At 43.0% G+C, this 22,663-nt stretch carries 22 protein-coding genes and 2 pseudogenes; 3 read left to right on the top strand and 21 right to left on the bottom strand.

The annotated features are described in order from the left end of the window. The 3 genes and pseudogenes from AB3112_RS00750 to rpsO all read right to left on the bottom strand — a co-directional run. Positions 1–573 (bottom strand): annotated as a pseudogene (locus tag AB3112_RS00750) (hypothetical protein); the annotation flags it as partial. Positions 574–724: 151 nt separating this feature from the next. Next, positions 725–2,440 (bottom strand): ribonuclease J, encoded by a 1,716-nt coding sequence (locus AB3112_RS00745; protein ID WP_057909555.1) that lies wholly within the window; start codon positions 2,438–2,440, stop codon positions 725–727. Between the two features lie 160 nt (positions 2,441–2,600). Beyond that, on the bottom strand, positions 2,601–2,870 hold the full coding sequence (gene rpsO / locus AB3112_RS00740) for a 30S ribosomal protein S15 (RefSeq protein WP_057909554.1): 270 nt from the start codon (positions 2,868–2,870) through the stop codon (positions 2,601–2,603). Positions 2,871–3,115: 245 nt separating this feature from the next. Between rpsO and rpsT the strand changes: the two genes are divergently transcribed. Then, positions 3,116–3,370 (top strand): 30S ribosomal protein S20, encoded by a 255-nt coding sequence (gene rpsT, locus AB3112_RS00735; protein ID WP_013727573.1) that lies wholly within the window; start codon positions 3,116–3,118, stop codon positions 3,368–3,370. 152 nt (positions 3,371–3,522) lie between these two features. On the opposite strand, the gene holA is transcribed toward rpsT, so the two are convergent. The 16 genes from holA to pdhA all read right to left on the bottom strand — a co-directional run bounded on the left by holA (position 3,523) and on the right by pdhA (position 20,080). After that, positions 3,523–4,548, bottom strand: coding sequence for a DNA polymerase III subunit delta (holA, locus tag AB3112_RS00730; protein WP_084972764.1), 1,026 nt, complete (start codon positions 4,546–4,548; stop codon positions 3,523–3,525). Beyond that, on the bottom strand, positions 4,545–6,785 hold the full coding sequence (locus AB3112_RS00725) for a DNA internalization-related competence protein ComEC/Rec2 (RefSeq protein WP_367333824.1): 2,241 nt from the start codon (positions 6,783–6,785) through the stop codon (positions 4,545–4,547). The genes holA and AB3112_RS00725 overlap by 4 nt, the downstream gene beginning before the upstream one ends. Positions 6,786–6,817: 32 nt before the next feature. Next, positions 6,818–7,294 (bottom strand): ComE operon protein 2, encoded by a 477-nt coding sequence (locus tag AB3112_RS00720; RefSeq protein ID WP_057909552.1) that lies wholly within the window; start codon positions 7,292–7,294, stop codon positions 6,818–6,820. Positions 7,295–7,345: 51 nt separating this feature from the next. Further along, complete coding sequence (locus AB3112_RS00715; protein ID WP_084972765.1) at positions 7,346–8,080, bottom strand: ComEA family DNA-binding protein; 735 nt, start codon at positions 8,078–8,080, stop codon at positions 7,346–7,348. A gap of 65 nt (positions 8,081–8,145) precedes the next feature. After that, positions 8,146–9,189, bottom strand: a complete 1,044-nt coding sequence (locus tag AB3112_RS00710; RefSeq protein ID WP_367333823.1) for a SepM family pheromone-processing serine protease — start codon at positions 9,187–9,189, stop codon at positions 8,146–8,148. Positions 9,190–9,216: 27 nt separating this feature from the next. Further along, positions 9,217–9,696 carry a pantetheine-phosphate adenylyltransferase gene (gene coaD / locus AB3112_RS00705; protein WP_367333822.1) on the bottom strand — a complete coding sequence of 160 codons (480 nt, stop codon included), beginning with the start codon at positions 9,694–9,696 and terminating at the stop codon, positions 9,217–9,219. Continuing rightward, positions 9,693–10,259 (bottom strand): 16S rRNA (guanine(966)-N(2))-methyltransferase RsmD, encoded by a 567-nt coding sequence (gene rsmD / locus AB3112_RS00700; protein WP_084972768.1) that lies wholly within the window; start codon positions 10,257–10,259, stop codon positions 9,693–9,695. The genes coaD and rsmD overlap by 4 nt, the downstream gene beginning before the upstream one ends. Before the next feature lie 14 nt (positions 10,260–10,273). After that, a complete protein-coding gene (locus AB3112_RS00695) occupies positions 10,274–10,558 on the bottom strand; it encodes a YlbG family protein (RefSeq protein WP_057909547.1) in 285 nt (94 codons plus the stop codon). Positions 10,559–10,574: 16 nt separating this feature from the next. Next, entirely contained in the window at positions 10,575–11,756 is a 1,182-nt protein-coding gene (locus AB3112_RS00690) for an FtsW/RodA/SpoVE family cell cycle protein (protein ID WP_367333821.1), read from the bottom strand. A gap of 164 nt (positions 11,757–11,920) precedes the next feature. Further along, a complete protein-coding gene (gene typA, locus AB3112_RS00685) occupies positions 11,921–13,768 on the bottom strand; it encodes a translational GTPase TypA (protein WP_367333820.1) in 1,848 nt (615 codons plus the stop codon). Between the two features lie 90 nt (positions 13,769–13,858). Then, complete coding sequence (locus AB3112_RS00680) at positions 13,859–14,638, bottom strand: inositol monophosphatase family protein (protein ID WP_367333819.1); 780 nt, start codon at positions 14,636–14,638, stop codon at positions 13,859–13,861. Further along, positions 14,628–14,927 (bottom strand): UPF0223 family protein, encoded by a 300-nt coding sequence (locus AB3112_RS00675; protein WP_057909543.1) that lies wholly within the window; start codon positions 14,925–14,927, stop codon positions 14,628–14,630. The genes AB3112_RS00680 and AB3112_RS00675 overlap by 11 nt, the downstream gene beginning before the upstream one ends. Before the next feature lie 237 nt (positions 14,928–15,164). Then, the gene (gene lpdA / locus AB3112_RS00670; protein ID WP_367333818.1) at positions 15,165–16,589 is read right to left on the bottom strand and encodes a dihydrolipoyl dehydrogenase; all 1,425 of its coding nucleotides are present in this window, start codon (positions 16,587–16,589) and stop codon (positions 15,165–15,167) included. 7 nt (positions 16,590–16,596) lie between these two features. Continuing rightward, positions 16,597–17,943, bottom strand: a complete 1,347-nt coding sequence (locus tag AB3112_RS00665) for a 2-oxo acid dehydrogenase subunit E2 (RefSeq protein WP_057909541.1) — start codon at positions 17,941–17,943, stop codon at positions 16,597–16,599. Between the two features lie 35 nt (positions 17,944–17,978). Continuing rightward, positions 17,979–18,956, bottom strand: a complete 978-nt coding sequence (locus tag AB3112_RS00660) for an alpha-ketoacid dehydrogenase subunit beta (protein WP_057909540.1) — start codon at positions 18,954–18,956, stop codon at positions 17,979–17,981. 2 nt (positions 18,957–18,958) lie between these two features. Continuing rightward, the gene (gene pdhA / locus AB3112_RS00655) at positions 18,959–20,080 is read right to left on the bottom strand and encodes a pyruvate dehydrogenase (acetyl-transferring) E1 component subunit alpha (protein ID WP_057909539.1); all 1,122 of its coding nucleotides are present in this window, start codon (positions 20,078–20,080) and stop codon (positions 18,959–18,961) included. A 288-nt stretch (positions 20,081–20,368) separates the two neighbouring features. Here pdhA and def point away from each other — a divergent pair, with 288 nt between their 5' ends. Next, the gene (def, locus tag AB3112_RS00650; RefSeq protein ID WP_057909538.1) at positions 20,369–20,935 is read left to right on the top strand and encodes a peptide deformylase; all 567 of its coding nucleotides are present in this window, start codon (positions 20,369–20,371) and stop codon (positions 20,933–20,935) included. Between the two features lie 207 nt (positions 20,936–21,142). Here the strand turns inward: def and AB3112_RS00645 are convergent, their stop codons facing one another. Both AB3112_RS00645 and AB3112_RS00640 read right to left on the bottom strand, forming a co-directional pair. Further along, positions 21,143–21,631, bottom strand: a complete 489-nt coding sequence (locus tag AB3112_RS00645; RefSeq protein ID WP_239823012.1) for a hypothetical protein — start codon at positions 21,629–21,631, stop codon at positions 21,143–21,145. Further along, positions 21,632–22,435 carry an MFS transporter gene (locus tag AB3112_RS00640; protein WP_239823013.1) on the bottom strand — a complete coding sequence of 268 codons (804 nt, stop codon included), beginning with the start codon at positions 22,433–22,435 and terminating at the stop codon, positions 21,632–21,634. A gap of 99 nt (positions 22,436–22,534) precedes the next feature. Between AB3112_RS00640 and AB3112_RS00635 the strand changes: the two are divergent. Continuing rightward, positions 22,535–22,663: pseudogene (locus tag AB3112_RS00635) on the top strand (DNA-binding protein); the annotation flags it as partial.

Here is a 22,663-nt window from a genome sequence, read left to right as displayed (position 1 = left end):
GTCAATTCGGACAAGCTGCAGCAAAACTTGTGTCTTGACCACCTGCCAAACAAATGGATCGGACATGATCGCCCTAGCTGCGCGGACGTATTCCTTTAAAGGCAGCGTAACTGACGACTGCACAGCCTGCACCTGCTCAGCCACACTCAGCGCACCAATATGCGCAAAATGTCGAGAAGCTTGCTGCAACTTAGCCGAATTGTCCGTCCGGTAGGCTGATTCAGTTTGCTCAACCTCATGTGTCCAAGCGTCGTGCAAATCCGTCTTCGCTGCCGCCACTGCTTCACGTGCCAGCATAAACGAGTTACTCTTCAAAAAGATCTTAAAAGCGTCTTTCAAATAGTCAGGTTGATTAAAAAACGATTCCTGAAAGGCCAGGATAATCGCTTTAGCCTCTTCGTATCGCTTTAAATAAAATAGTGCAACGGCGTGCAGGTCGTTAACGGCAATTGAATCAGGATACTTGTTAAGTAAATGCTCGGTCTTATTTAAAACTTGTTGATATCTTTGATCGGCAAGATCCTCTTTGGCACTCATGAAAATAACCTGGTCATTTTTTTGAAGTTCAGACATTTTTGGTCCACCTTTAAATTTTAAGACTATCGGACAAACAGCGGTTGGCTGATTAGGCTGGAACTGCTAGTTAGAGCATCACTCAGCCAAGTATGATCAACCTAAAAAGGCCGGTGCAAAACATTTGGTTTTGTCCCGGTCTCTTGCGTCACTAATTGTTTTCGTTTGCCCTTTGCTTTTTCTTTGAACGCTTATGATGCTGGTTAACTTCCATAATAACGGGAAGAATAACCGGGTGACGTTTGGTTTGCTTGTAAAGATAATCGCTGAGGTCTTCACGGACGTCCTGTTTCAAATTACTCCAGTCAAATTCTTTATGCTCGAGGTTATTAGAAACCGTCTTTTCAATAATTCCAGCAGCATCCTTCATCAGGTCCTTGTTGGCCTTAACGTAAACGAATCCTCGAGACGTCAACTTAGGCTGCGCAACAATCCGCTTTTTCTTACGGTCAATCGTTACAACTGCCACAAAAATACCATCTTCGGAAAGGACCTTACGATCACGAAGCACAATGTTTCCAATGTCCCCAATTCCGATACCGTCTATCATCGTATCAGCCAAATCAACACCCTTGCCTAAATGAATGTCATCTTTGGAAACTGAAATGATATCACCCTTGGCAGGAATAACGATCTGCTCATCCGTATAACCAATCTCTTTTGCCAATTGGGCATTCGCTTCAAGAAGCCGATATTCGCCTTGAACCGGGATAATGTATTTCGGATGCAATAGGTTCATCAATAATTGCAGATCCGCTTGACTTGCATCCCCTGATGAATTCATCTCATCTGAAATCATCTTGACTTCGCCATCTGCGCGATAAACCATGTCTCGGGTCTTGGCGACCGTCGTTTCCATCGCAGTTGATGGCGTCGTCGTGATGAAGACCAAGTCCTTTGGTTCAATATTAATATCACTTTGTTCCTTGTTAGCCATCCGCTGAATCGCTTTAATTGGTTCACCCATTTTACCAGTCTGAATAATCACAACCTTGTCAGGTGCCATCTTTTTCAATTCATCAAGTGACTCAATTAAGAGATCATCTTCCGGCAATTTTAAGGTATTCAAGCGCATTGCGGTTTTGACAATCCGTTCCAAATCGTGGCCGGTTAAATAGACGCGTCGGCCTGTTTTGGCAGCCGCATTGAAGACCTGTTGCATTCTCAAAATGTTGGAAGCAACGCTGGCCACAATAATTCGGCTGTCTTGATAGTTAAACGTATCATAAATGTATTCGGAAATTTGCTTTTCAGAAGCACTTGGCTTGGGATTTTCTGCGTTGCTTGAATCGTCAAGCAAGGCCAAGACACCCTCATCGCCAAGTTGGGTCAGTGCCGAATAGTTAGTCTGGTACAGCGGAGCAGCGGTCTGGTCAAACTTAAAGTCGCCAGTGTAAACAATGGCGCCCTCTGACGTGTGCAACGCCACACCCAGTGATCCGGGGATTGAATGAGTGGTCTTGAAAAAGGTCACCTTGCAATCCTCAAAGTCAATTTCGCTTCGATCACTGACAACGTGAAAATCGTCAAAGTTCTTAATTTGGTCTGAATCTGCGACATCCAATTTAGCCAGCTCAATGGTCATTTCGGACCCAAAAACCGGCACATCGAACTTATTCAGGAAGTATGAAATCGCACCAATCGAATCTGCGTGACCGTGCGTCAAAAATACACCGACAATTCGGTCCTTATTTTCTTCCAAATAGCTAAAGTCAGGGATAACAACGTCAATTCCCAGAAGTTCATTTTCAGGGTATTTTAGCCCACAGTCTAAAATATAGATACCACCGTTAATGTCGACCGCGTACATGTTCTTGCCGTTTTCGCGGGCGCCACCAATCGCCATTATTTTGATTTCGTTTTTCATGTTTCACCTCAAAAATTTAATTATGCTTTTTTACGTTCGTTTTCAGCTTCTTTTAGTTTAACATATTTTGTATGGAAACCGAATTTTTCAATGAATATTGCTGATTCTTAAGCTATGTATAAAAAAAGGAACGGAATTTATCCGTTCCAAAAATTCAATATTAACGACGAAGACCAAGGTCTTTGATCAATTGACGATAACGAGTAACATCCTTGTTACGCAAGTATGCTAATAAGTTACGACGATGACCAATCTTCTTCATAAGTCCACGTTGTGAATGATAGTCCTTACGGTGTGTCCGCATATGTTCGTTCAGTTCGTTGATATCTGCAGTCAAAACTGCGATTTGAACCTCTGCTGAACCCGTGTCGCCTTCATGACGGGCGAACTTGCTGATAATTTCATTTTTCTTTGTTTGTGTAATTGCCATAATATATAACCACCTTTAATTTTTTTGACGCCATCAACTGAGTCAGCGGAAGTGGTACCCGACAGACTAAGTCGAAGGTCTTGTACAACACACAAAAATTAGTATAACGGATTTTTGTGAAGAATACAAGTCAATCACCGACATTCATGGCGACTATGGGTTGCAATCAGCCCCTGGTTTTTGTATAATGATGCTTGTTGAAATTTAATAATTTTTACTTAGAATAATACTCGGAGGTGAATCAAATGCCAATTATCAAATCTGCTATCGAACGTGTTAAAACTAACGAAAAAGCACAACGTCGTAATGCTGCTCAACTCAGTGCATACAGAACTGCTGTTAAGAAGTTCCAAAAGGCACAAGTTGCTGGTTCTGACGATGTTAAAGACTTATACATTAACGCAATCAGCGCAATTGATCGCGCAAAATCAAAGGGCTTAATCAAAGCTAATAAGGCTGCTCGTGACAAGTCACGTTTAACTTCAAAGTTAGCCAAATAAAACCTTTCTGAGTTGTTAGTTTCCTAACAACTTTTTTTGTACACAAAAAATGGGGCTGAACCAAAAGTGTCAACTTTTGGCTCAGCCTCTTTTTGGTGTTTCCATATTATTGGCCTGAAGTGTGCGATAAATTCCGGGTTCAAAACGTCTTTTCAACTAACCTGCTTCATAAACTTAAGAACAAACAATTCGAATAGCAGCTCCGGTGGCCGACTCGTCGATTTCATTTGTCGCTCAGTGTCCACTAAGCCAATGTAGGCATCTCTGAGCTGGTTGTAGCTAAAGTGCTTAACAGTTTGCATTGCCAACTTAATACGATAAGGGTGAACTTTTAAAGTTGAAGCCAAGTTGCCCTGCGCGTACCCATGCTTTTGGAGAATCATGACCTGAAGCAGCAAACGGAACTGCTGGATTAAAACGGCATTAATCCGGATTGGCTCATCGTTTTCCAGCAACAGTTGATGGTAAATATCCATCGACTGCTTGGGATCCTTCCGCAAGACGCTGTTCACCAAATCAAATACATTTTGTTCCATCGACCGGCTAACCAACCCATTAACCGATTCAACATCAATAATCTTTGTTTCATTATTATATAAAATCAGCTTGGGTAAATCGCTCATCATCGAGGTTAGCTTACCACCAGTCAATTCGACCATTCGATCCAGAGCATCTGAATTAATGGAAAATCCTTGATCGGAAATTTTATCAGTCACTAATTTTTTGATTTCACTTTCACGTAAATTTCCAATTTCAATGGTTGTAGCGACTTTTTTGAGTGCCTTGGTGACCTTTTTGCGGGAATCAAGCTTATCATACGGTGCAAAAATGACCATGACTGTCGATTCCTCCGGGTGTTGAAGATAGTCCAAAAAATCATCGGTATTTTGTTCGAGCTTGGACTTAACCCTCATCCCCGTTAAAAAGAATGGTCGATTGACTATGACCAACCGTCGTTCACCAAAAAACGGTACAGAAATCGCGTCCTCTACCGCAGTTGAGATAGTGGTGTCTTCCATGTCATAATTACCAATATTCATTGACCGTTCGCTATCAGGAATCAGTCTAATAAATGCTTCTTTAATTTGTTGGGAAAGATATTCCTGATCCCCCAGGATTAAATAAACCGGATCAGCTGTCCTTTTATTCAGTTGTTTGATTAATTGAGAATAATTCATGATCCATTCCCTTCGTCACCACTCAAAACGGTCTCAAAATGACCCACATTATGTCGATATACATATCTTACCATACCCTGATTTTGAGTATTAAACATCTTAATGTTGTGCTGTTTCAATAACGCTACGGTTTCTTCATTTGGATGATGATAACGATTGTTTCGTCCAGCAGAAATCAAAGCAATTTGTGGATGCAGCTGACTGATAAATTGTGGATCGGACGATGTCTTACTGCCATGGTGTCCAACCTTGAGTACATCGGCAGTTAAATTGGGATGTCTGGTCAGTGTATCCAATTCTCCAGGGCGGTCCAGATCACCGGTAAACACCCAATTAAGGCCACCTTTACGCGTTGCTAAAACCATTGAATCGTGATTTTCGCCCTTACCTGGCAAATAAGGATGATAAATGGTTGCCGGCAAGCCCGGAACACGCATTTCATCATTGACACAAATTAACTTGGTTGATTGCTTGCGATTTGAAATTCGATTCATGAAGCCTGGATTCTTATCCATTCCCAAAGGAATCAAAATCCGCCGAACGTTCATTTCTTCAATGAATGCGGGTAAATCCCCGCAGTGGTCCGCGTCTTGATGACTGACACACATGTTGTCAATCCGTGAGACCCCAATACTTTTCAGATAGTTGATCGATAACCGCTTTGCCTGATAGTCCCGGCTTTCCTTCTGCCACGGCTGCGAATTGAAATGAACCTTTCCGCCAGTATCAATCATCGTAATACTCCGATTAAACGGCTCACGAATTAGAAAGCTGTCACCCTGACCAATGTCAAACATCGTCACTTCTCCATGCAACGGAAAGTGAATCACCATAAACGTCCCGACATACAGAAATGTAAGTCCAAGCACCGCAAGTTTAACCGCTTGCCGGCTGACAATGACCAATAGAAATGTCAAGATGAGCATCGTCAATACAATCCCCAATGCCGGTTTCCCGAATACAATCAGTCCGGGCAGTCCACTAATCCAATTCAAGCTGTCGTTGAATAGATGCAGCAACCATTCCACCGGCGTGACCAGCCAGAGACTAAACATCCCAACAACAACGCCAAGTATGACCAAAGGGAATATCACTTTGCCAAATAATGGTAAAACAATCAAGTTGACCGCAACGCTTAAAAAGTGCCATTCATAAATATGAAATAACAAGATTGGAACTGTCAACAAATTCAGTAAAATCGTCTGTTTAAAATACGTTAGCTTTTCGGACACAATCAATCCCAACGCCAATAAATAGCTTAATTGAACCCCCGTCAAGAACATGGCTTCGGGTAAAATCATTAGGTTCAGCATCAATGCCAAGCTCCAAATGTCGAGCTTGGATAAACCAACCCGAAATAATCGGTTTAAAATTGCAATAACCGCCATCACGACCGCTCGCAGTAAGCCCGGTGAACCACCAGAAAAAATAAAGTACCCACCCAAAAGCGTAATGGAGATAACGGCCTTTTTAAACCGGGAAAGCCCTAATATTGCCAGTAGCTGATCAACAATCGCCAAAAAATAAGCAACGTGCATCCCTGAGATGCTAAAGACATGCAGTAGTCCCAACTGTTTAACGCCAGCCATCTCATCGAAAAAATGAGTTGGCCGATAACCACTGATCAATCCTGTTGCGTAAAGAGACAGCGTCTTGGGCAAGTGGTCACAATACTGATTAAAACGGCTGCGAAGCATATGAATCCGATCAATTAAAGACAAGTGGGCAGGTGGTCCCATCATCGTCAAGTTCTCTCCGATAAAGGCCTTTTGAATCTTTTGATGATGGTAATAACGATTCATATCAAATTGGTTAACGTTAGTCGCAGGCAAAAAATCATCCAGTTTTCCACTCATTTTTGCGTTAATCGGCTTAATACTGTGTTGCAAGAGTTCCTGTTGACCTTTGGATTTTAACCGACAATAAAACACGTATTTCTGCTGTTGTCCGTCTGGTCGACCAATAAAGCTTAAACTGGCCCCATTGACCTTAAGCGTATCCGGATACAGCTTAACTGTCCATGTCACCGGTGTCTCGGGTTGAAACTGGTGTTGATGCCTATCCAGTTGTAAATGAGTGATCAAACAAACGCCGGCAAAGAGGGTCCCAGCTACTAATGAACCCACAAGGATGGTCGGGTTTTTGACCAAGATGATTCTAATAAACAAGACAGCAAGCAGCACAATGCCAATCAGACGATTGCCATAAAACACCACGCCGAGTCCCAACATCACCATCGCCGGGAAAATCAACCAGTTTTTTAAAATAATTAGTCAGACAAATAGGATTGAAATGGCACTCTGTCCATGTCAGATTGAGTCAGCTTAATTTTGTGGAGTTCAATATTCTTCAGTTGAATCAGCTTTTGTGCATAGTCGTTATTATGATAATTTCTGAGGTAATTAATTTTGGTAATTCCAGCCTGCAGCAACATTTTCGTACACTGAAGGCACGGAAAATCCGTGACGTAAATTTCAGCATTATCCGTACTTTCGCCGAACTTGGCACATTGAAGAATTGCATTCATCTCGGCGTGAATCGTTCGGACGCAATGGCCATCTTCCAAATAACAGCCAACATCAATACAATGGTCGTCACCTGCTACTGAACCGTTATAGCCTCCGGCAATGATTCGTTTATCGCGGACAATCACTGCACCAACTGATAAACGCTCACATGTGCTTCTGGAGGCCAATAACACAGCCTGCATCATAAAATATTGGTCCCATTTTATTCGTTTATCCATTTTCATTCCACCTTCTATGAATTAAATCATATCTCAATTTGTCGTTTTGAGCTACACACAAATTGAAGATTTAAGATTCGCAAAGGTTTTCTCGCCAAATCCTGGGACTTCTTTGAGTTCTTCAATATTTTTAAACTGTCCATGAGCTTGACGGTAGGCAATAATTTGGTCTGCCTTTTTGTCACCAATACCCGAAAGTTCCTGCAACTTGGTCTTATCAGCGGTGTTTAAATTAATCTGTTGGCCAGAATCTGCTGTTGAGGACGATGCCGTTTCCGTCGCACCCGCATCGGTGGTTGAGTCGGCAGCGTCGGCTGGTGTGGCCGCAGGAGTGGTTGTCGAGGTCACCGGCGACCCCTTTTCTCCTCTAATGGGAACGTAGATTACCTGTTGATCCGTTAATTTTTGCGCCAGGTTAATCTTTTTCTTATCCGCTGATCGATTGTAGCCTCCAGCCAAATCGATGGCGTCTACCACCCGCATATTGGCGCTCACTTGATAGACGCCGGGATTTTTAACCGCCCCTTTGACATCAACGTACATCTGTTGATTACTTCCAGAGGCCACCTGCTTGGGCTGCTCCGAAGTACTTGCCGGCGTCGAAGTGGTCTCTGACATCGTTGAGGAACTCGAAACGGCCATTTGTGCATCTTCAGCCGTGTCTGCTTGGCCCCCATGATTCATCAGCATCCCACCGATTACAAACATAAACATAACGATTACGGCAACTAAGCCAATCAAAATTTGATAAAGATAGTCATCAATAAACTCACGTATCCTATTCATACTGTGCCTCCCTTCTAAGAATTAGATACGAAAAAAAGGATTAGAATCTCTAATCCCTTCAAAAATTATTTATTTGATTGTTTTTCCAAAACAGAAACTGCCTGAGCGAAGGTCTTAATTGGAATCACCTTCATATTGGGCGCATATTTTTTGGCGGTTTCCTTCGCCAATTGATAGTTGGTCTTATGGCCTTCTTCATACTTCAACACAGATTTAGTTGGTTTGACATAGGGTGCCAAGAAGATTTTAGCCCCGTGTCTTTTAGCAGTAATGACCTTTTTATCAATCCCACCAATTTCGCCGACGTTACCAAGGCCGTCAACGGTCCCTGTCCCGGCAACCTTCTGTCCGTGGCGCAAATCTTTATTGGTTAACTGACTGTAAATCTGCAGTGAGAACATCAATCCACCTGATGGGCCACCGACTTGTCCCGGATTGACTTTGATCGGAATCCCCGGCTTAACTTCCACATCATCCGTTAAGGTAATGCCAATTCCGGCCCGGTGTTTGGAAATCATTCCAAGCGGTGCGGTGGCCTTTTTGATCTTACCATTGCGCTTGTACGTAACCGTTAATTTCTCGCCGTATTTTTGTTTCTTAACGTACTGAATAAAGCCGTTGGCGCTCTTGAACTTGTGGCCGTTTAACGCCACGACGACGTCACCGACTTGCAGCTTGTTCTTGAAATTGGACTGTTTCATCAAGCTCATAACGTAGATGCCGGCATACTTAATTCGGACCCGTTTGTGGGCATAATGATATGCCGTATAAATGGCACCGTTAATTGAGCCGTCCATATAGATCTTTTGAACCTTCTCATAAGCCTTCATGTTTTGGCCGCCAGTGACGTCTTCTTCCGGCTCAATTGAGTAATATGGGCTCATCTTGGCGTACAGATAGGTAAAAGGGCGTGCCTGGGCAATACTGACCGACATTAACATAAATTGGCCTTTTTGCCTGTCAGGGTGGTCCTTGATATTCACAATTTTGCTCAGATTCGAAGCGTCCCCAGGACCTTCAATATAACTTGGTAACGGCCATAACGAGCCAACAGCCACGAAAAGGAAAATGGCAAACCAAATCAGATATTTTTTCGTGCTTTTTTTCATCAGTTAACCACTCTCTCAACAATTATTTTATTTAGCATACTTGGCAGCAAGCGCTGCTGCAACTGATTTTGGGACGAATTTCGAAACATCACCTTGGAACTTGGCGATTTCTTTGATCATGCTCGATGAAAGGTCCCGATAATTGGCCGCAGTCGGCAATAAGACCGTCTGAATCCGGTCATCAAGCTTTTCGTTCAACCCCGCAATCGACATTTCGGTATCCAAATCTGCACTGCCACGGACGCCGCGAACTAATACGGTTGCGCCGAGTTGCCGGGCGAGATTGACAGTTAATTCTTCAGAAGTGATCACTTCGACGTTATCCAATTGCTGAAGTGCCGCTTTCGCAAAGGCCGCCCGTTCATCCGTGGTAAATAATGCGTGCTTATGGGTATTAATGCTGATTGCAACGTAAATTTGGTCAAAAATTCGAGAAGCCCGTTGAATCACGTCAACGTGTCCAAATGTAATTGGATCAAAACTTCCGGCATACAATGCTTTTGTCATTCGTCATTCCCCATTTGAAAGTCATAGATTGTCAAATTCGTTAAACCATAATTTTTTTGCTTAATTGCCTTGAAGCCGGTCATGGTCTCGGGCAGTTCGGTGTGATTATCTGTCTCACAAACGACGATCGCCTGTTCATTGAGAAGATCCAAGTCCCTTAACGAAGCTAAGGTTGCCACAATTTGTTGCAATTTGTAAGGTGGATCCAAGAAAACCATATCGAACTTTTCATTTTGGGCAGAGAAATCCTTTAACACGGCTTCTGCACTGCCTTTAATCACATCAAATTGGTCTTGTGCGTGGATTTTTTCAATGTTTTCCTTAATGGCTTTGATCGCCTGATATTGACGATCCACCAGTACGGCTTTGTCCATTCCTCGAGAAACCGCCTCAATTCCCACGGCACCCGAACCGGCAAACAAATCCAAAAAGACGCCGCCGTGATAGTACGGCCCCGTCATGCTGAACAAAGATTCCTTTACTTTATCGGTTGTTGGCCGCGTTTTATCACTTTTAACCGGATTCAAGCGGATTCCACCATATTTTCCTGATACAATTCTCATGTGCTACCTCAACTTTAATAATCTTCATCAGCCGTGTCATCATCGTCGTCGAGATCCTTCTTACCTTCAACCTCTTGGACAAGTTCATTTAAATGCGATGGCACGACTTGTTTGACATAATTTTGAGCGGACAACTTGTTCATAATCTCCTCGCGATCAGCCTCGTTGACATAAAGCAAGGCATAGCGCATCCGCTTTGATACATAGTATAGTCTACCGTAAGACTTAAGGTTTCTAGAATGCCTAATCGAGTGCAAATAAACGATTAACCCGGTTGTTGGTTGAATGTCTAAAGCCATACGCACATCTCCTTTGTTATTGTCTGACAACTTTCAGTGCTTTTTTGGCAATTCGCTGGCGACTGCTGATGTTTAGCACAACCCCCAAGCAAAATGAAAGTGTTAAAATACTTGACCCACCGTAGCTGATGAATGGGAAGGTCACCCCAGTGATTGGCAGAACTCCCAGGACACCACCCATATTAAAGAACGTTTGAATACTCATGTAAGTTGCGACACCATAGCAGATCAGGCTTTGGTAGGGGCTGTTACTGCGAACCCCAATTTGAACGGTTCTCAAAATGATCACCGTTAATAATGCCAAGACCAAAAATGCCACAATTGCGCCCAACTCTTCAGTCAGAATTGACATGATGAAATCAGTGTTGGGTTCGGGGAGGTAACCTGTTTTTTGAACACTATTGCCAAGCCCCACTCCAAACAATCCGCCATTGCTAATTGCATAATAGGAATTCACAACTTGCTGTCCGGTTCCCTGTGCGTGACCGAAGGGATTTGTAAATGCAACGATCCGTTGCAGTTGATAGGACCCGGAAAAGCTATCGGATTTTGCCATCGGAACCAAGATAAATTCAAATGCCAAAACAGCTGCTGCAAGACAGCCATAAATGATCGAGAGTGCTCGCTTCCAAGAAAAGCCGCTGCAATTAAACAGGATGAATGCAATTGCCAGATTAATCGCAGCCCCACCGGAATCGGGTTGTTTGAGGATCAAGGCAATCAGGACAGCTGTAAAAAACAGTGGCCATTTCATCTGTTCCCACCAGTTGCGGACTGATAAGGTGATTTCCGGTTGCCCCTTGTCGATCGCGTCAGCTAACCAAATAATCAAAAAGAACTTCACAAATTCGGCTGGTTGAATGTTAACTGGGCCCAGGTGAATCCACCCGGCAGCCCCGTTAATGGTCTTGCCAACTACCAATAGACCGATCAACACGACAATAAAGAGGGCCAATAATGATTTTAAAAATTTGGGCTTCCGTAAATACTTCATGTTCATGGCAGCCATAACCAACACAATGATGACACTTAGAATCACAAAAATCAGCTGCTTAATTAAATAACTAAGTGGACTACCACCGTTTTGAAGGCCAATGTTTGCACTGGCAGAATACACCATGACGATGCCAATGACAGACATGATTAGATACGGCACAAAGATAACATAGTCCAGATTTTTTAAACGTTCTTTCCCCATTGGTCCAACTCCACTTTTCAATAATTATGTAGGTACATCGAACTACATTATATCATAATTGAAAAAGGCAATATGAGTTGGAAAAATTCTTAAGAAAACAAAAAGAGGCTGAGTCAAAAACTTACGCTTTTGGCCCAGCCTCTAAATGATTAAATCAATTATTTTTAGTTATGACGCTTCTTTTTTGCTTCCTTCTCACGAGTGTTTGAGTTAAGAATCTTCTTTCTCAAACGTACATTGTGAGGGGTTACTTCACACAATTCATCTTCATTCAAGAATTCAAGTGATTCTTCAAGTGAAAGATGAGTTGGTGTCTTAATCCGTGCCATGTCATCAGAACCGGCGGCCCGGACGTTAGTCAAGTTCTTACCCTTCGTGATGTTAACCGTAATATCATTCTCACGGTTATTTTCACCAACGATCATTCCTTCGTACACTTCAGTACCTGGATCGATCAATAATGTCCCACGGCTTTCAATACCCATCATTGCATAGGTAGTGGCTTTACCGGCGTTCATTGAAACAAGGGTTCCCTTGGTACGACCAGGATTCCAGCCCTTGATAACTGGCAAGTACTTTTCGAAAGTATGGTTCAAGATACCGTATCCACGAGTCAATGACAGGAATTCAGTTGAATAACCGATCAATCCACGTGATGGCGCCAAGAATGTCAGACGTGTCTGACCATTATCGGTCGTTTCCATGTTCTGCATAGTTCCTTTACGTTGTGAAAGGGTATCAATAACTGAACCGGTATATTCATCTGGCGTATCGATTTGAACTGATTCAAATGGTTCGCACATCGTGCCGTCAATTTCTCTATAGATAACTTCTGGACGTGAAGCTTGTAATTCGTAACCTTCACGACGCAAATTTTCAACCAGAATTGATAAATGTAATTCCCCACGTCCGGAAACAACCCATGCACCGGGTTGGTCCGTATCTTCAACTCGAAGTGAAACATCGGTATGAAGTTCATGCTTCAAACGATCTTCTAGTTGACGGGCAGTTACAAATTTACCATCTTGGCCGGCAAATGGTGACGTGTTGGTTGCGAATGTCATTTGTAGGGTTGGGGCATCAATTCTAAGAATTGGAAGTGGTTCCGGGTCCTTAGGATCAACAACGGTTTCACCAACGTTGATATCTTCCATACCTGAAACGGCGATCAAATCACCAGCCTTGGCGGAATCAATATCTTCCTTCTTCAAACCGAAGAATCCCATTAATTTGGTTACTCGGAAGTTCTGCTTTGAACCGTCAAGCTTCATAACAGTAACGCTGTCACCAACTTTGATGGTTCCACGGAAGATCCGGCCAACACCAATTCGACCAACGAAATCATTATAATCAAGCATTGCAACTTGGAATTGTAATGGTTCGTCTGAGTTGTCGATTGGAGCTGGAATATCTTTGATAATGGTATCAAAGATTGGCTTCATTGTGTGCTCTTGCTTGCTGACATCAGGATCATAACTTGATGTTCCGTTCATTGCAGATGCATAAACAACTGGGAAATCAAGCTGTTCTTCGTCGGCACCAAGTTCGATAAATAAGTCAAGAACTTCGTCAACAACTTCTTGAGGGCGGGCACCTTCACGGTCAACCTTGTTAATCACAACGATTGGTGTTAAGTGTTGTTCAAGCGCTTTTTTCAAAACAAAACGGGTTTGTGGCATGGTTCCTTCGAAGGCATCAACGACAAGTAAACACCCGTCAACCATTCGCATAATTCGTTCAACTTCACCACCAAAGTCAGCATGTCCTGGGGTATCCAAGATGTTGATTTGTTTGTCGCCGTAACGAACGGCAGTGTTCTTCGAGAGAATGGTGATTCCTCGTTCTCTTTCAATAGCATTAGAGTCAAGTGCCCGATCCTCAATCTGTACATGTTGATCAAGAGTATCTGACTGCTTTAACATTTCGTTAACCAGGGTTGTCTTACCGTGGTCAACGTGGGCAATAATGGCGATGTTACGAATGTCGTCGCGTGTTTTTAATTTAGTATCCAAGTCGTTTGCTTCCCTTCATTTAAATCAAACCGAATGCTGCACACTTCATATTATTTGCATAAAAAAACTGTGACAACCGTCACAGTCCGACTATTTACTTACAATTGTAAGAATGTCTCGATGTGCATTTCGTGTTGCTAACAATACTGGAGTTGATGATAACACATTTAAACGTTGTCCGTCAATAGTTGTCATCTTTAAGCCGGCTGCCTCGCAGAGAATTCTCCCTGCACCAAAGTCCCACGGCTTAAGGTAGGAAATATATCCTACCAGTTCACCTCGGAGAACCGAGACGATATCAATACCAGCACTTCCATAAATGCGCATCCCCAGTGACTGTTGGGCGATGTCCACCATATTATAATCATTGTGTAAGACCATCGGCCCACTGAGGCCAATGAGTCCCTCTCTGAGCGGGGTGTCGACGATCTCTGGTAACGGATGCCCATTGTCGAAAACACCCAGGTCAGGGCCGCCTGAAAGCAAGTGTTTGCCAATTACATCCATTACGTATCCCAAAACGCCCTTACCGTCCTCATACAAGGCAACCATGATTGCAAAATGATTTCGTTGTTTAACAAAATTCATCGTGCCATCAATTGGGTCAATAATCCAGATTTTTCCGTCAGTTGAGTCAACTTTGTCGCCAAAGCCCTCTTCTCCAAGAATTTTGGCGTCCGGATCAAATTCACGAATCTTGCTGACCAAAAACTTTTCGTTTTGCTTATCAATGTTTGTGACCAGGTCTTTACGACTAGTCTTGGTATCCACCGTCAATCGAGTATCGATTCTTCTCAAAACATTGTCACGGGATTCGTGCAGCCATCCCCTGACTGCCTTATCGATCGTCTTCAACTCATTAATTTCCATTATGTGCCTCACGTACCTTTAAATTAACATTTTGTTCATCCTTGGAAGCCTTAATCACTTGATAGGCGTTATATCCGGAGCGTTCCTCGAAGGCTGACTCCAGTTGCTTTTGTTCCATTTTACTCGGAACAATTTTTTGGAAACGCCGATAAGCCTCTAAAAATTCTGAACGTTCAATCCCACTTGACTGCTCATAAGCTTGTTCAATTGTTTGAAAGAAGTTGACGAGATCGATAATTTCATCAACACTTAGCCCATCAATTAGGGGGTACTCATACCCATCAGCCATATTCTCCACTCCGATCACGACTATGTTGCCTTTATTATATGATACATCTGAAGTTTGTGAAACCGAAAAGTTTTTGTTTCTGATGAACGCCGGCATTTATGAGGCACTAATTCTCAGCAAGTCCTGTTGCAGCCAGTTCCAATCCCGATAGCATCAAGAAAAGGCACCCGTGACAACAATTCATCACAGGTACCTTTTTTGATGCGCTAAGACCACTAGAGTCTCTTTGCGATATTTTTAAATGTGGGTTGGGAATCCTAAACCAACATCTGCGGCTTCTTGAACTGGTTCGCTCAAGGTTGGGTGTGGATGAATGGTAAGGGCAATGTCTTCAACATTCATGTGACTGTTGACTGCCAAACTAAGTTCAGCAACCAAATCACTTGCACCAGGACCAACAATTTCGCCACCAACGATTGTCTTATCGTCTTTGGTGAAAATCAAACGAACAAATCCATCAGCTTCGTCCAATGATATGGCACGAGCATTACCAGCAAATGGGAACTTCGAAGTTGACACTTCAATATCCTTATCTTTGGCTTGAGCTTGAGTCATACCAACGACAGCGATTTCTGGGTCTGAGAAGCAGACTGCAGGAACGCCAACATAATCGTTAGCAGTGTTTTCACCGGAAATAGCACCGGCAGCAACCTTGCCTTGGAAGAAGGCTTTATGAGCCAATGCAGGACCCGAAGCAATATCTCCAATTGCGAAGATATGTGGTGAATCAGTTCTGCCTTGGATATCAGTTTGAACAATTCCATGATCGTCGAGCTTAACCTTAGTATATTCAAGGCCAAGGTCGTCAGTATTTGGCCGACGTCCAACGGTTACCATGCAGTAGTCAGCTTTGATGGTTGTTTGTTTGCCATCTTCTTCGTACGTTACGGAAACGCTATTGTCATCTTGACTTGAAGAAATTGCTTTGGCACTGGTATGAATATCAACGCCCTTCTTCTTCAAGTTCTTAACAACCAATGAAACCATATCTTTGGTGAATCCATTCAAGATGGAATCCAAGCCTTCGATGATTGTAACGTGAGAACCTAAGTTAGCATATGCACCAGCTAATTCAGTACCAACGTAGCCACCACCGATAACAACGAATTCTTTAGGAATTTCCGGTAAGTTCAAGCCACCGGTTGAGTCAATTACTCGGCCGTCAAACTTGAATCCAGGAATTTCAATTGGATGTGATCCACTGGCAATAATTAAGTTGTCGAACTGAATGGTCGTTCCAGTATCAGCACTCATGAATTGTTGTGGCCCTGTCGGCATAACTCGAAGTTGAGTATCGCTATCCAGAACAGCTTCACCATGAATTACTTCAACCTTGTGCTTGTTCAGCAGCATCTTAACACCGCTTGTCATACGGTCAACAACTTTCTTTTGCTTCCACTCTTGGGTTTTGGCAAAATCAATTGTTGCGGGTTGTGTTGTAATGCCGTAGGTCGATGCGTCGTTTGCTTCTACCAAACGATGTCCAGCAGCGATCAAAGCTTTGGATGGAACACAACCAACGTTTAAACAAACACCGCCAAGTGTCTCTGATTTTTCAATCAGTGTAACTTTTTGTCCTAATTCGGAGGCACGGATTGCGGCAACGTAGCCACCAGGGCCAGCTCCGATAATTACTGTTTCTTTCTTTTCAACATCAGCCATTATTCGATCATCCTTCCATCAACAGCATAGCTGGATCATGAAGCAATTGATTCATGTAGTTCAATGCATTTTGTGCAAGGGCACCATCAATTAATCTGTGGTCATAGCTCAATGAAAGTTTCAACATGTTACCAACTTTGATTTCGCCATCTTCTGGATCAACGTATGGTTCCTTGGCAATCTTACCAACACCTAAGATAGCAACTTCTGGTTGGTTGATAACTGGAGTGAACCAGCCACCACCGATTGAACCAACGTTACTAATGGTAATGGAGCCGCCCTTCATTGTATCTGGGCCAAGCTTGTTATCATATGCGGCTTGGGTATTTTCAGTGATTTCCTTGGCAATTTCAAACATACCCTTGGAGTCGGCATTCTTAATGTTTGGTACATACAAGCCATGATCAGTGTTAGTTGCAATACCAACATTGAAGTAGTGCTTGTAAACGATTTCTTGAGTCGTGTCATCAATTGATGCGTTGAATTCAGGATATTTCTTCATTACGGCAACCAATGCCTTTACGATGTAAGGCAGGAATGTCAAATGAATATCTTGATCTGCAGCGGCTTGCTTGTACTTCTTACGGTTTGCCATCAAAGCACTAACTTCAACGTCATCAAATGAGGTTACGTGAGGGGCAATATCTTTGGATGTCCGCATGGACTTCGCAATGATTTTACGCATTGGAGACATTGGTTCACGTGTCTCAAGATCAGGCTGGTCAGACTTCCAAGCTTTAATTGCTTGGCCGGCAGCCTTAGCTTCGCCAGCAGGTGCGGCAGCGGCAGCAGCTGGTGCTGCGGCTGGTGCTGCAGGTGCAGCAGCTGGATTGAAGTTATCAATATCAGCCTTGGTGATTTGACCATGGTTTCCTGTTGCGGGAACCGCGGTAATATCAACGCCTTTGTCACGTGCGTATTGACGTACGGAAGGCATTGCCTTGATAATTGCGTTTGGATTTGAAGCAGCCGGTGGTGCTGTTACTGCTGCAGGAGCAGGTGCAGCCGGAGCAGCAGGTGCTGGAGCTGCGGCTGGTGCTGGTGCGGCAGCTGGAGCAGGTGCAGCTTCTTCTTTTGGTGCTGCAGCAGGCGCAGCATCATCTGGTGAATCAGGAGAACCATCATCAATGACAACTAAAACGTCGCCTTTTTCAGCGGTTTCCCCCTCCTGCTTTTCAATACTCTTAATGGTTCCGGCAACTGGAGATGGCATTTCTTGGACAGACTTGTCGTTTTGAATTTCTACTAACGGATCGTCTTCCTTGACCACATCGCCAACCTTAACGTCCCAGGTCGCGATTTCACCTTCAGTAATACCTTCTCCCATTTCTGGTAGTTTAAACTTATAAGCCATGGGATCTAACTTCCTTTCTCTTAAAAATTAGAATTTTAGTAGTTTAAGATTTCTCGTACTTTAGCTTCAATATCATCAGCATTTGGAAGCCAGTAATTTTCAGCCATAGCAAATGGGAAGATACTGTCAGGTGCGGCAACACGGCCGATTGGTGCATCCAATGACATAATGTCTTTTTCAGCAATGTCTGCAGCAACTTTAGCGCCGGCACCGGTCATCTTCTGTGCTTCTTGTGCGATCACTACTTTATGAGTCTTGTCGATTGAAGCGAAGATTGTTTCATCATCAATTGGTGATAATGAACGTAAATCGATCACTTCAACTGAGATGTTCTCTTTTTCTAATTTATCAGCTACTTTGAGTGCTTCGTTAACTTCAGCACTGTAAGCAACAACGGTAATGTCAGATCCTTCGCGAACAACGTTAGCCTTGTCTAGCGGAACAGTGTAGTGGCCATCTGGGACTTCATCCTTCATTGAACGATAAAGCTTCAGGTTTTCCATGAATAGAACCGGGTCGTTGTTTTCAACGGCTGAGATAACCATTCCTTTGGCGTCGTATGGGTTGGCAGGCGTTACAACACGTAATCCTGGGATACCTACGAACAAACCTTCCATTGAGTCCCCGTGAAGTTCAGCGGTATGAGTACCACCACCAAATGGGGTTCTGATCGTGATTGGCATTGAAACATCACCTGAGAAACGGAATCGGTTACGTGACATTTGACCGCCAATTGAATCTACAGCTTCCATTGTGAATCCCATGAATTGAATTTCCGGGATTGGACGCCAGCCAGTCAATGCAAGACCGATTGACATTCCTAAAATTCCTGATTCTGCAAGTGGGGTATCGAATACTCGATCTTCACCATATTTGTCTTGCAGTCCTTCAGTGGTACGGAACACACCACCGTTTTTACCAACATCTTCACCAAAAATAAGAGTCTTCGGATCGTCTTGTAATACTTGGTCAAGTCCGTTGGTAATTGCTTTAATATATGTCATTTTAGCCATGATTACTTCGACTCCTTTGCTTCGAATTTCTTAATGTCATCTGCAACATCTGGGGTAGGAACTTCAAATGTGTGCTTCAAGAAGTCACTAACCTTTTGAGTAGGAGCAGCTTCAGCTTCCTTCATTGCATCTTTGAATTCGTCCTTGTATTGAGCGACTAATTTGTCTTCTTTGTCTTGATCCCAAAGTTTCTTCTCAGTCAGGACTTTTCTCAAACGAATTAATGGGTCTCGGTCAAACCATGGTTTTTCTTCTTCCTTAGTACGGTAACGACTAGGATCATCACCAGCGGAACTGTGGGCACCGAAACGATAAGTCAATGTTTCAACTAATGCTGGACCATTGCCTGCAGTTACGAAGTCACGAGCTTCTTTTGCAACCAGGTATGTTGCAAGAATATCCATTCCATCAACTTGAACACCTGGAACACCGGAAGCAACACCCTTTTGAGCAAGGGTTTCAGCAGCAGTCTGAGTCTTACGTGGAACTGAAATTGCCCAGCCGTTGTTTTGAACGAAGAATACTTCTGGAGCTTGGAATGAACTGGCAAAGTTGATTCCTTCATAGAAGTCACCCTGTGAAGTACCACCATCACCGGTAAATGTGTAAGCAATGGTATCCTTCTCACCATTCTTCTTAATTCCCAATGCGGCACCTGCTGATTGAACGTATTGGGCACCAATAATAATTTGTGGGATAAATGCGCGTACACCGCGTCGTACGAAGTCATAAGCCTGATAGTGACCTTTTGACCATAAGTAACCCTCTTTAACGGTTGCACCGTGTTGGATTAATTGTGGAAGATCACGATATGCTGGGAATAGGTAGTCTTGTTTCTTCATTGCGTGTTCGATCCCCATTTCTGAGGCCTCTTCACCGAAAGTTGGAGCATAGAAACCTAATCGACCCTGACGCGAAAAGTTCATTGTTTGTTCATGCAATGCACGTTCCCAAACCATCTTTTCCATCAGTGTAACTAGTTCGTCATCACTGAACCGGTCAAATAATTCTTGATTTACTATTTTACCGCTTTCATCAATAACTTGAACTGGTTTCTTAAATGGATCGCTCATCGTTGATTTGATTTTGGCAAAATCAACAACATGCTTACTCTTTGCTGCCATAGATAACACTTTCCTTTCCTAAAAAGCTAGACTTGTGATGTACAAACAGATCACTTCTAAACCACAACTCAAATTTAGCATTTTTCAGCTCCGTTTGCAAGCCCTTTCATTGCTGTGAAACCAACTTTTTTGAATTATTTTTTCTTTTTTGTAAATCAGGCTTGAAAACGCTTGTCGCAGTAGAGTTTGTGAAATTCAGTGAAATAAAACAGGATAGTTTTTTTCTTAAATTTAAGATAGAATAGATTGGATAAGCAAATGTTAAAAATATTTTCGGAGGTCTTTGGCGTGTTTTTAATGAAGGATATTGTACGAGATGGAGATCCGGTTCTCCGCAAACAAGCTCAAAAAGTAAAATTCCCACTCAGCGACCAGGATAAAAAGTTGGCCCATGACCTCATGGAATACCTTGAAGTCAGCCAGGATCCGGAACGTGGTCAAGAGTTGGGATTGCGTGCCGGCGTTGGTCTCGCCGCACCACAAGTTGGCGTCTCAGAAATGATGGCGTCCGTCTTAGTTCCTAGTGAAGATGAAAATGAAAAAGATAAACCGGTTTTCAAGGACGTGATTATCAACCCGGTTATTGTGTCGAATTCTGTTCAAAGAGGCGCCTTGACTGAGGGTGAAGGTTGTCTATCAGTTGATAAGGACATCCCCGGATACGTTCCCCGAGCGGCCAGAATTACCTTGAAGTATCAAGACGTTGACGGAAAAGAACATCAGATCCGTCTCAAAAATTATCCGGCAATCGTTTGTCAGCATGAAATTGACCATCTGCACGGGACGTTATTTTATGACCATATCAACAAAGAGAATCCATACGCAAAAACAGACGATGAAATATTCATCTATTAACAATCAAAAGCGTGACCGACAGCTCAGTAAGCTGTTTCCGGTCACGCTTTTTGTTTTAAAACTATGATTTTATTGAGCTTAGTTGAAAGTAATTGCTTTGTGAACCAACTGCTAATGAACTTTTTGTAAGTAACTGTTTATTTTTCATTTGAGTTGAAAAAATCAACTTCGTGAAGAGTCGAATAAACGTCAAACTGACTTTTATTTTCATAATGAGGTTTTTTCATTAACGGCTGCAGGATCAGAAATATCCACCGGCATCTGGATATGAATGAATTTCGGCATCGTGGCGAGTGTAAAAATCAGCATGCCAATTCCCGACAATATAAATACCGCTCCACTCGGGAAGATTTGAAAAATAGCCGAGTAAAAGAGTGTCCCAACAGGAATCGACATCATATTCAATGAGATTTCAGTTGACGTTACCCTTCCCATCAACGGGGTGGGAACTGTTTTTTGCATGTAGATACCAAATGGCGTGTTCATGAAGGAAAGCGCTCCTCCCATACTCAAAGTCATCAAGGAACCGATGACTTGAACCGTTAATCTATTAGAGGTCGCCATAAACAACCAGCCAATGCCTGCCAATGCCACACTCATTGTCAACAACGTGAGTGCCAGGATCTTTGCCAAATGTTTAATTGCCGGCAAAAAACTGATGATCAAATTGCCGGCCAACATACCAACAGCGTCCATTTAATTTAAGATGCCAAGTGTCAGATTGCCAAGATGTAAGTGCTGCACAATGATAAATGGAAGTCCCACGTTGATCACAGCAAAAACAAAGTTTAGAAATAGTGCGACGCAAATTAAGTATTTCAAAAACGGCTGTGATGCCAGATACGACAAGCCGGATTTAAATTTGGCAAGCTGAGATTGTTCGTTCTGTGGCTCTGTCACCTTGTGTTGGGGTTGATAATGAAAGCGCATCGTAAGCAGGATTAACAGCGAAATCACATGGGCTGACAGTTGAAACACCAAGAATGCCGTAAACCCCATCAATACATATAAGGATGCCGCCACAATTGGTGAGAACACTAACGCAAACGAACTTGCTGACTGGGTTAACGCATTTAATTTTTGGATGTGATTGCCATTAACCAATTCACGGATAGATGCGGTGTAGCCGGAATTGGACAGATTTACCGAAGCATAGTTGACGATCAAAAACAGAACCGTCGGTAGCAATTTCCCCTGACCGTGAAATAAAGAAATTGTCATTGCATAAGTGAGTAATGCAAGAATCCGGATCCCAAGGCTGATGATCAATAGCCGTTTGTGAGGATAGCTATCTACCAAATTTCCAATGGGTACCAGCCCAATTAACGTGACCAGCGGCATGATAATCATTGACACCCCAAAACTTAACGACATCCCTGTTGCGTGCAGTAACATCAAGCCCAGTGCAAAGGAAAACATATCCCCACAAAACGTACTAATAAAGTTACTGGAAACATCTTTAATAATTTGTTGGTTTGACTCATGATCGCTAATTTCCATATGCTTCGCCTCCAGATTTCTTGATTGATTAAAGCCTACTACCAACCAATTCCATTTGGCGGTAAAATAGGGCTCATATATGCAACATGGAGGTAACTGATGAAAAAATACGGTCCCACAGTCAAAAAAATCCGACTCATTAAAGGCTTCACCCGCAGCGAAGTTTACTCAGGAATCATCTCCAGATCCTTTGCGGCACGATTTGAACTGGGTGAAAATAACATTACT

This window comes from Lentilactobacillus sp., assembly GCF_040773105.1.
In the GTDB taxonomy this organism is placed as follows: domain Bacteria; phylum Bacillota; class Bacilli; order Lactobacillales; family Lactobacillaceae; genus Lentilactobacillus; species Lentilactobacillus parabuchneri.
The sequence above is the reverse complement of the archived record's forward strand: the minus strand, read 5'-3'. Positions and strand labels throughout refer to the sequence as shown.

Coding starts and splice junctions, on each gene's coding strand:
- rpsO (WP_057909554.1), bottom strand. CDS start 2,870: ATGGCAATTACACAAACAAAGAAAAATGAAATTATCAGCAAGTTCGCC.
- AB3112_RS00680 (WP_367333819.1), bottom strand. CDS start 14,638: ATGGAAATTAATGAGTTGAAGACGATCGATAAGGCAGTCAGGGGATGG.
- AB3112_RS00695 (WP_057909547.1), bottom strand. CDS start 10,558: ATGGCTTTAGACATTCAACCAACAACCGGGTTAATCGTTTATTTGCAC.
- holA (WP_084972764.1), bottom strand. CDS start 4,548: ATGAATTATTCTCAATTAATCAAACAACTGAATAAAAGGACAGCTGAT.
- AB3112_RS00645 (WP_239823012.1), bottom strand. CDS start 21,631: ATGGACGCTGTTGGTATGTTGGCCGGCAATTTGATCATCAGTTTTTTG.
- rpsT (WP_013727573.1), top strand. CDS start 3,116: ATGCCAATTATCAAATCTGCTATCGAACGTGTTAAAACTAACGAAAAA.
- AB3112_RS00745 (WP_057909555.1), bottom strand. CDS start 2,440: ATGAAAAACGAAATCAAAATAATGGCGATTGGTGGCGCCCGCGAAAAC.
- rsmD (WP_084972768.1), bottom strand. CDS start 10,259: ATGAGAATTGTATCAGGAAAATATGGTGGAATCCGCTTGAATCCGGTT.
- AB3112_RS00720 (WP_057909552.1), bottom strand. CDS start 7,294: ATGGATAAACGAATAAAATGGGACCAATATTTTATGATGCAGGCTGTG.
- AB3112_RS00710 (WP_367333823.1), bottom strand. CDS start 9,189: ATGAAAAAAAGCACGAAAAAATATCTGATTTGGTTTGCCATTTTCCTT.
- AB3112_RS00690 (WP_367333821.1), bottom strand. CDS start 11,756: ATGGGGAAAGAACGTTTAAAAAATCTGGACTATGTTATCTTTGTGCCG.
- pdhA (WP_057909539.1), bottom strand. CDS start 20,080: ATGGCAGCAAAGAGTAAGCATGTTGTTGATTTTGCCAAAATCAAATCA.
- AB3112_RS00715 (WP_084972765.1), bottom strand. CDS start 8,080: ATGAATAGGATACGTGAGTTTATTGATGACTATCTTTATCAAATTTTG.
- coaD (WP_367333822.1), bottom strand. CDS start 9,696: ATGACAAAAGCATTGTATGCCGGAAGTTTTGATCCAATTACATTTGGA.
- AB3112_RS00660 (WP_057909540.1), bottom strand. CDS start 18,956: ATGGCTAAAATGACATATATTAAAGCAATTACCAACGGACTTGACCAA.
- AB3112_RS00640 (WP_239823013.1), bottom strand. CDS start 22,435: ATGGAAATTAGCGATCATGAGTCAAACCAACAAATTATTAAAGATGTT.
- lpdA (WP_367333818.1), bottom strand. CDS start 16,589: ATGGCTGATGTTGAAAAGAAAGAAACAGTAATTATCGGAGCTGGCCCT.
- AB3112_RS00665 (WP_057909541.1), bottom strand. CDS start 17,943: ATGGCTTATAAGTTTAAACTACCAGAAATGGGAGAAGGTATTACTGAA.
- AB3112_RS00725 (WP_367333824.1), bottom strand. CDS start 6,785: ATGGTGATGTTGGGACTCGGCGTGGTGTTTTATGGCAATCGTCTGATT.
- AB3112_RS00675 (WP_057909543.1), bottom strand. CDS start 14,927: ATGGCTGATGGGTATGAGTACCCCCTAATTGATGGGCTAAGTGTTGAT.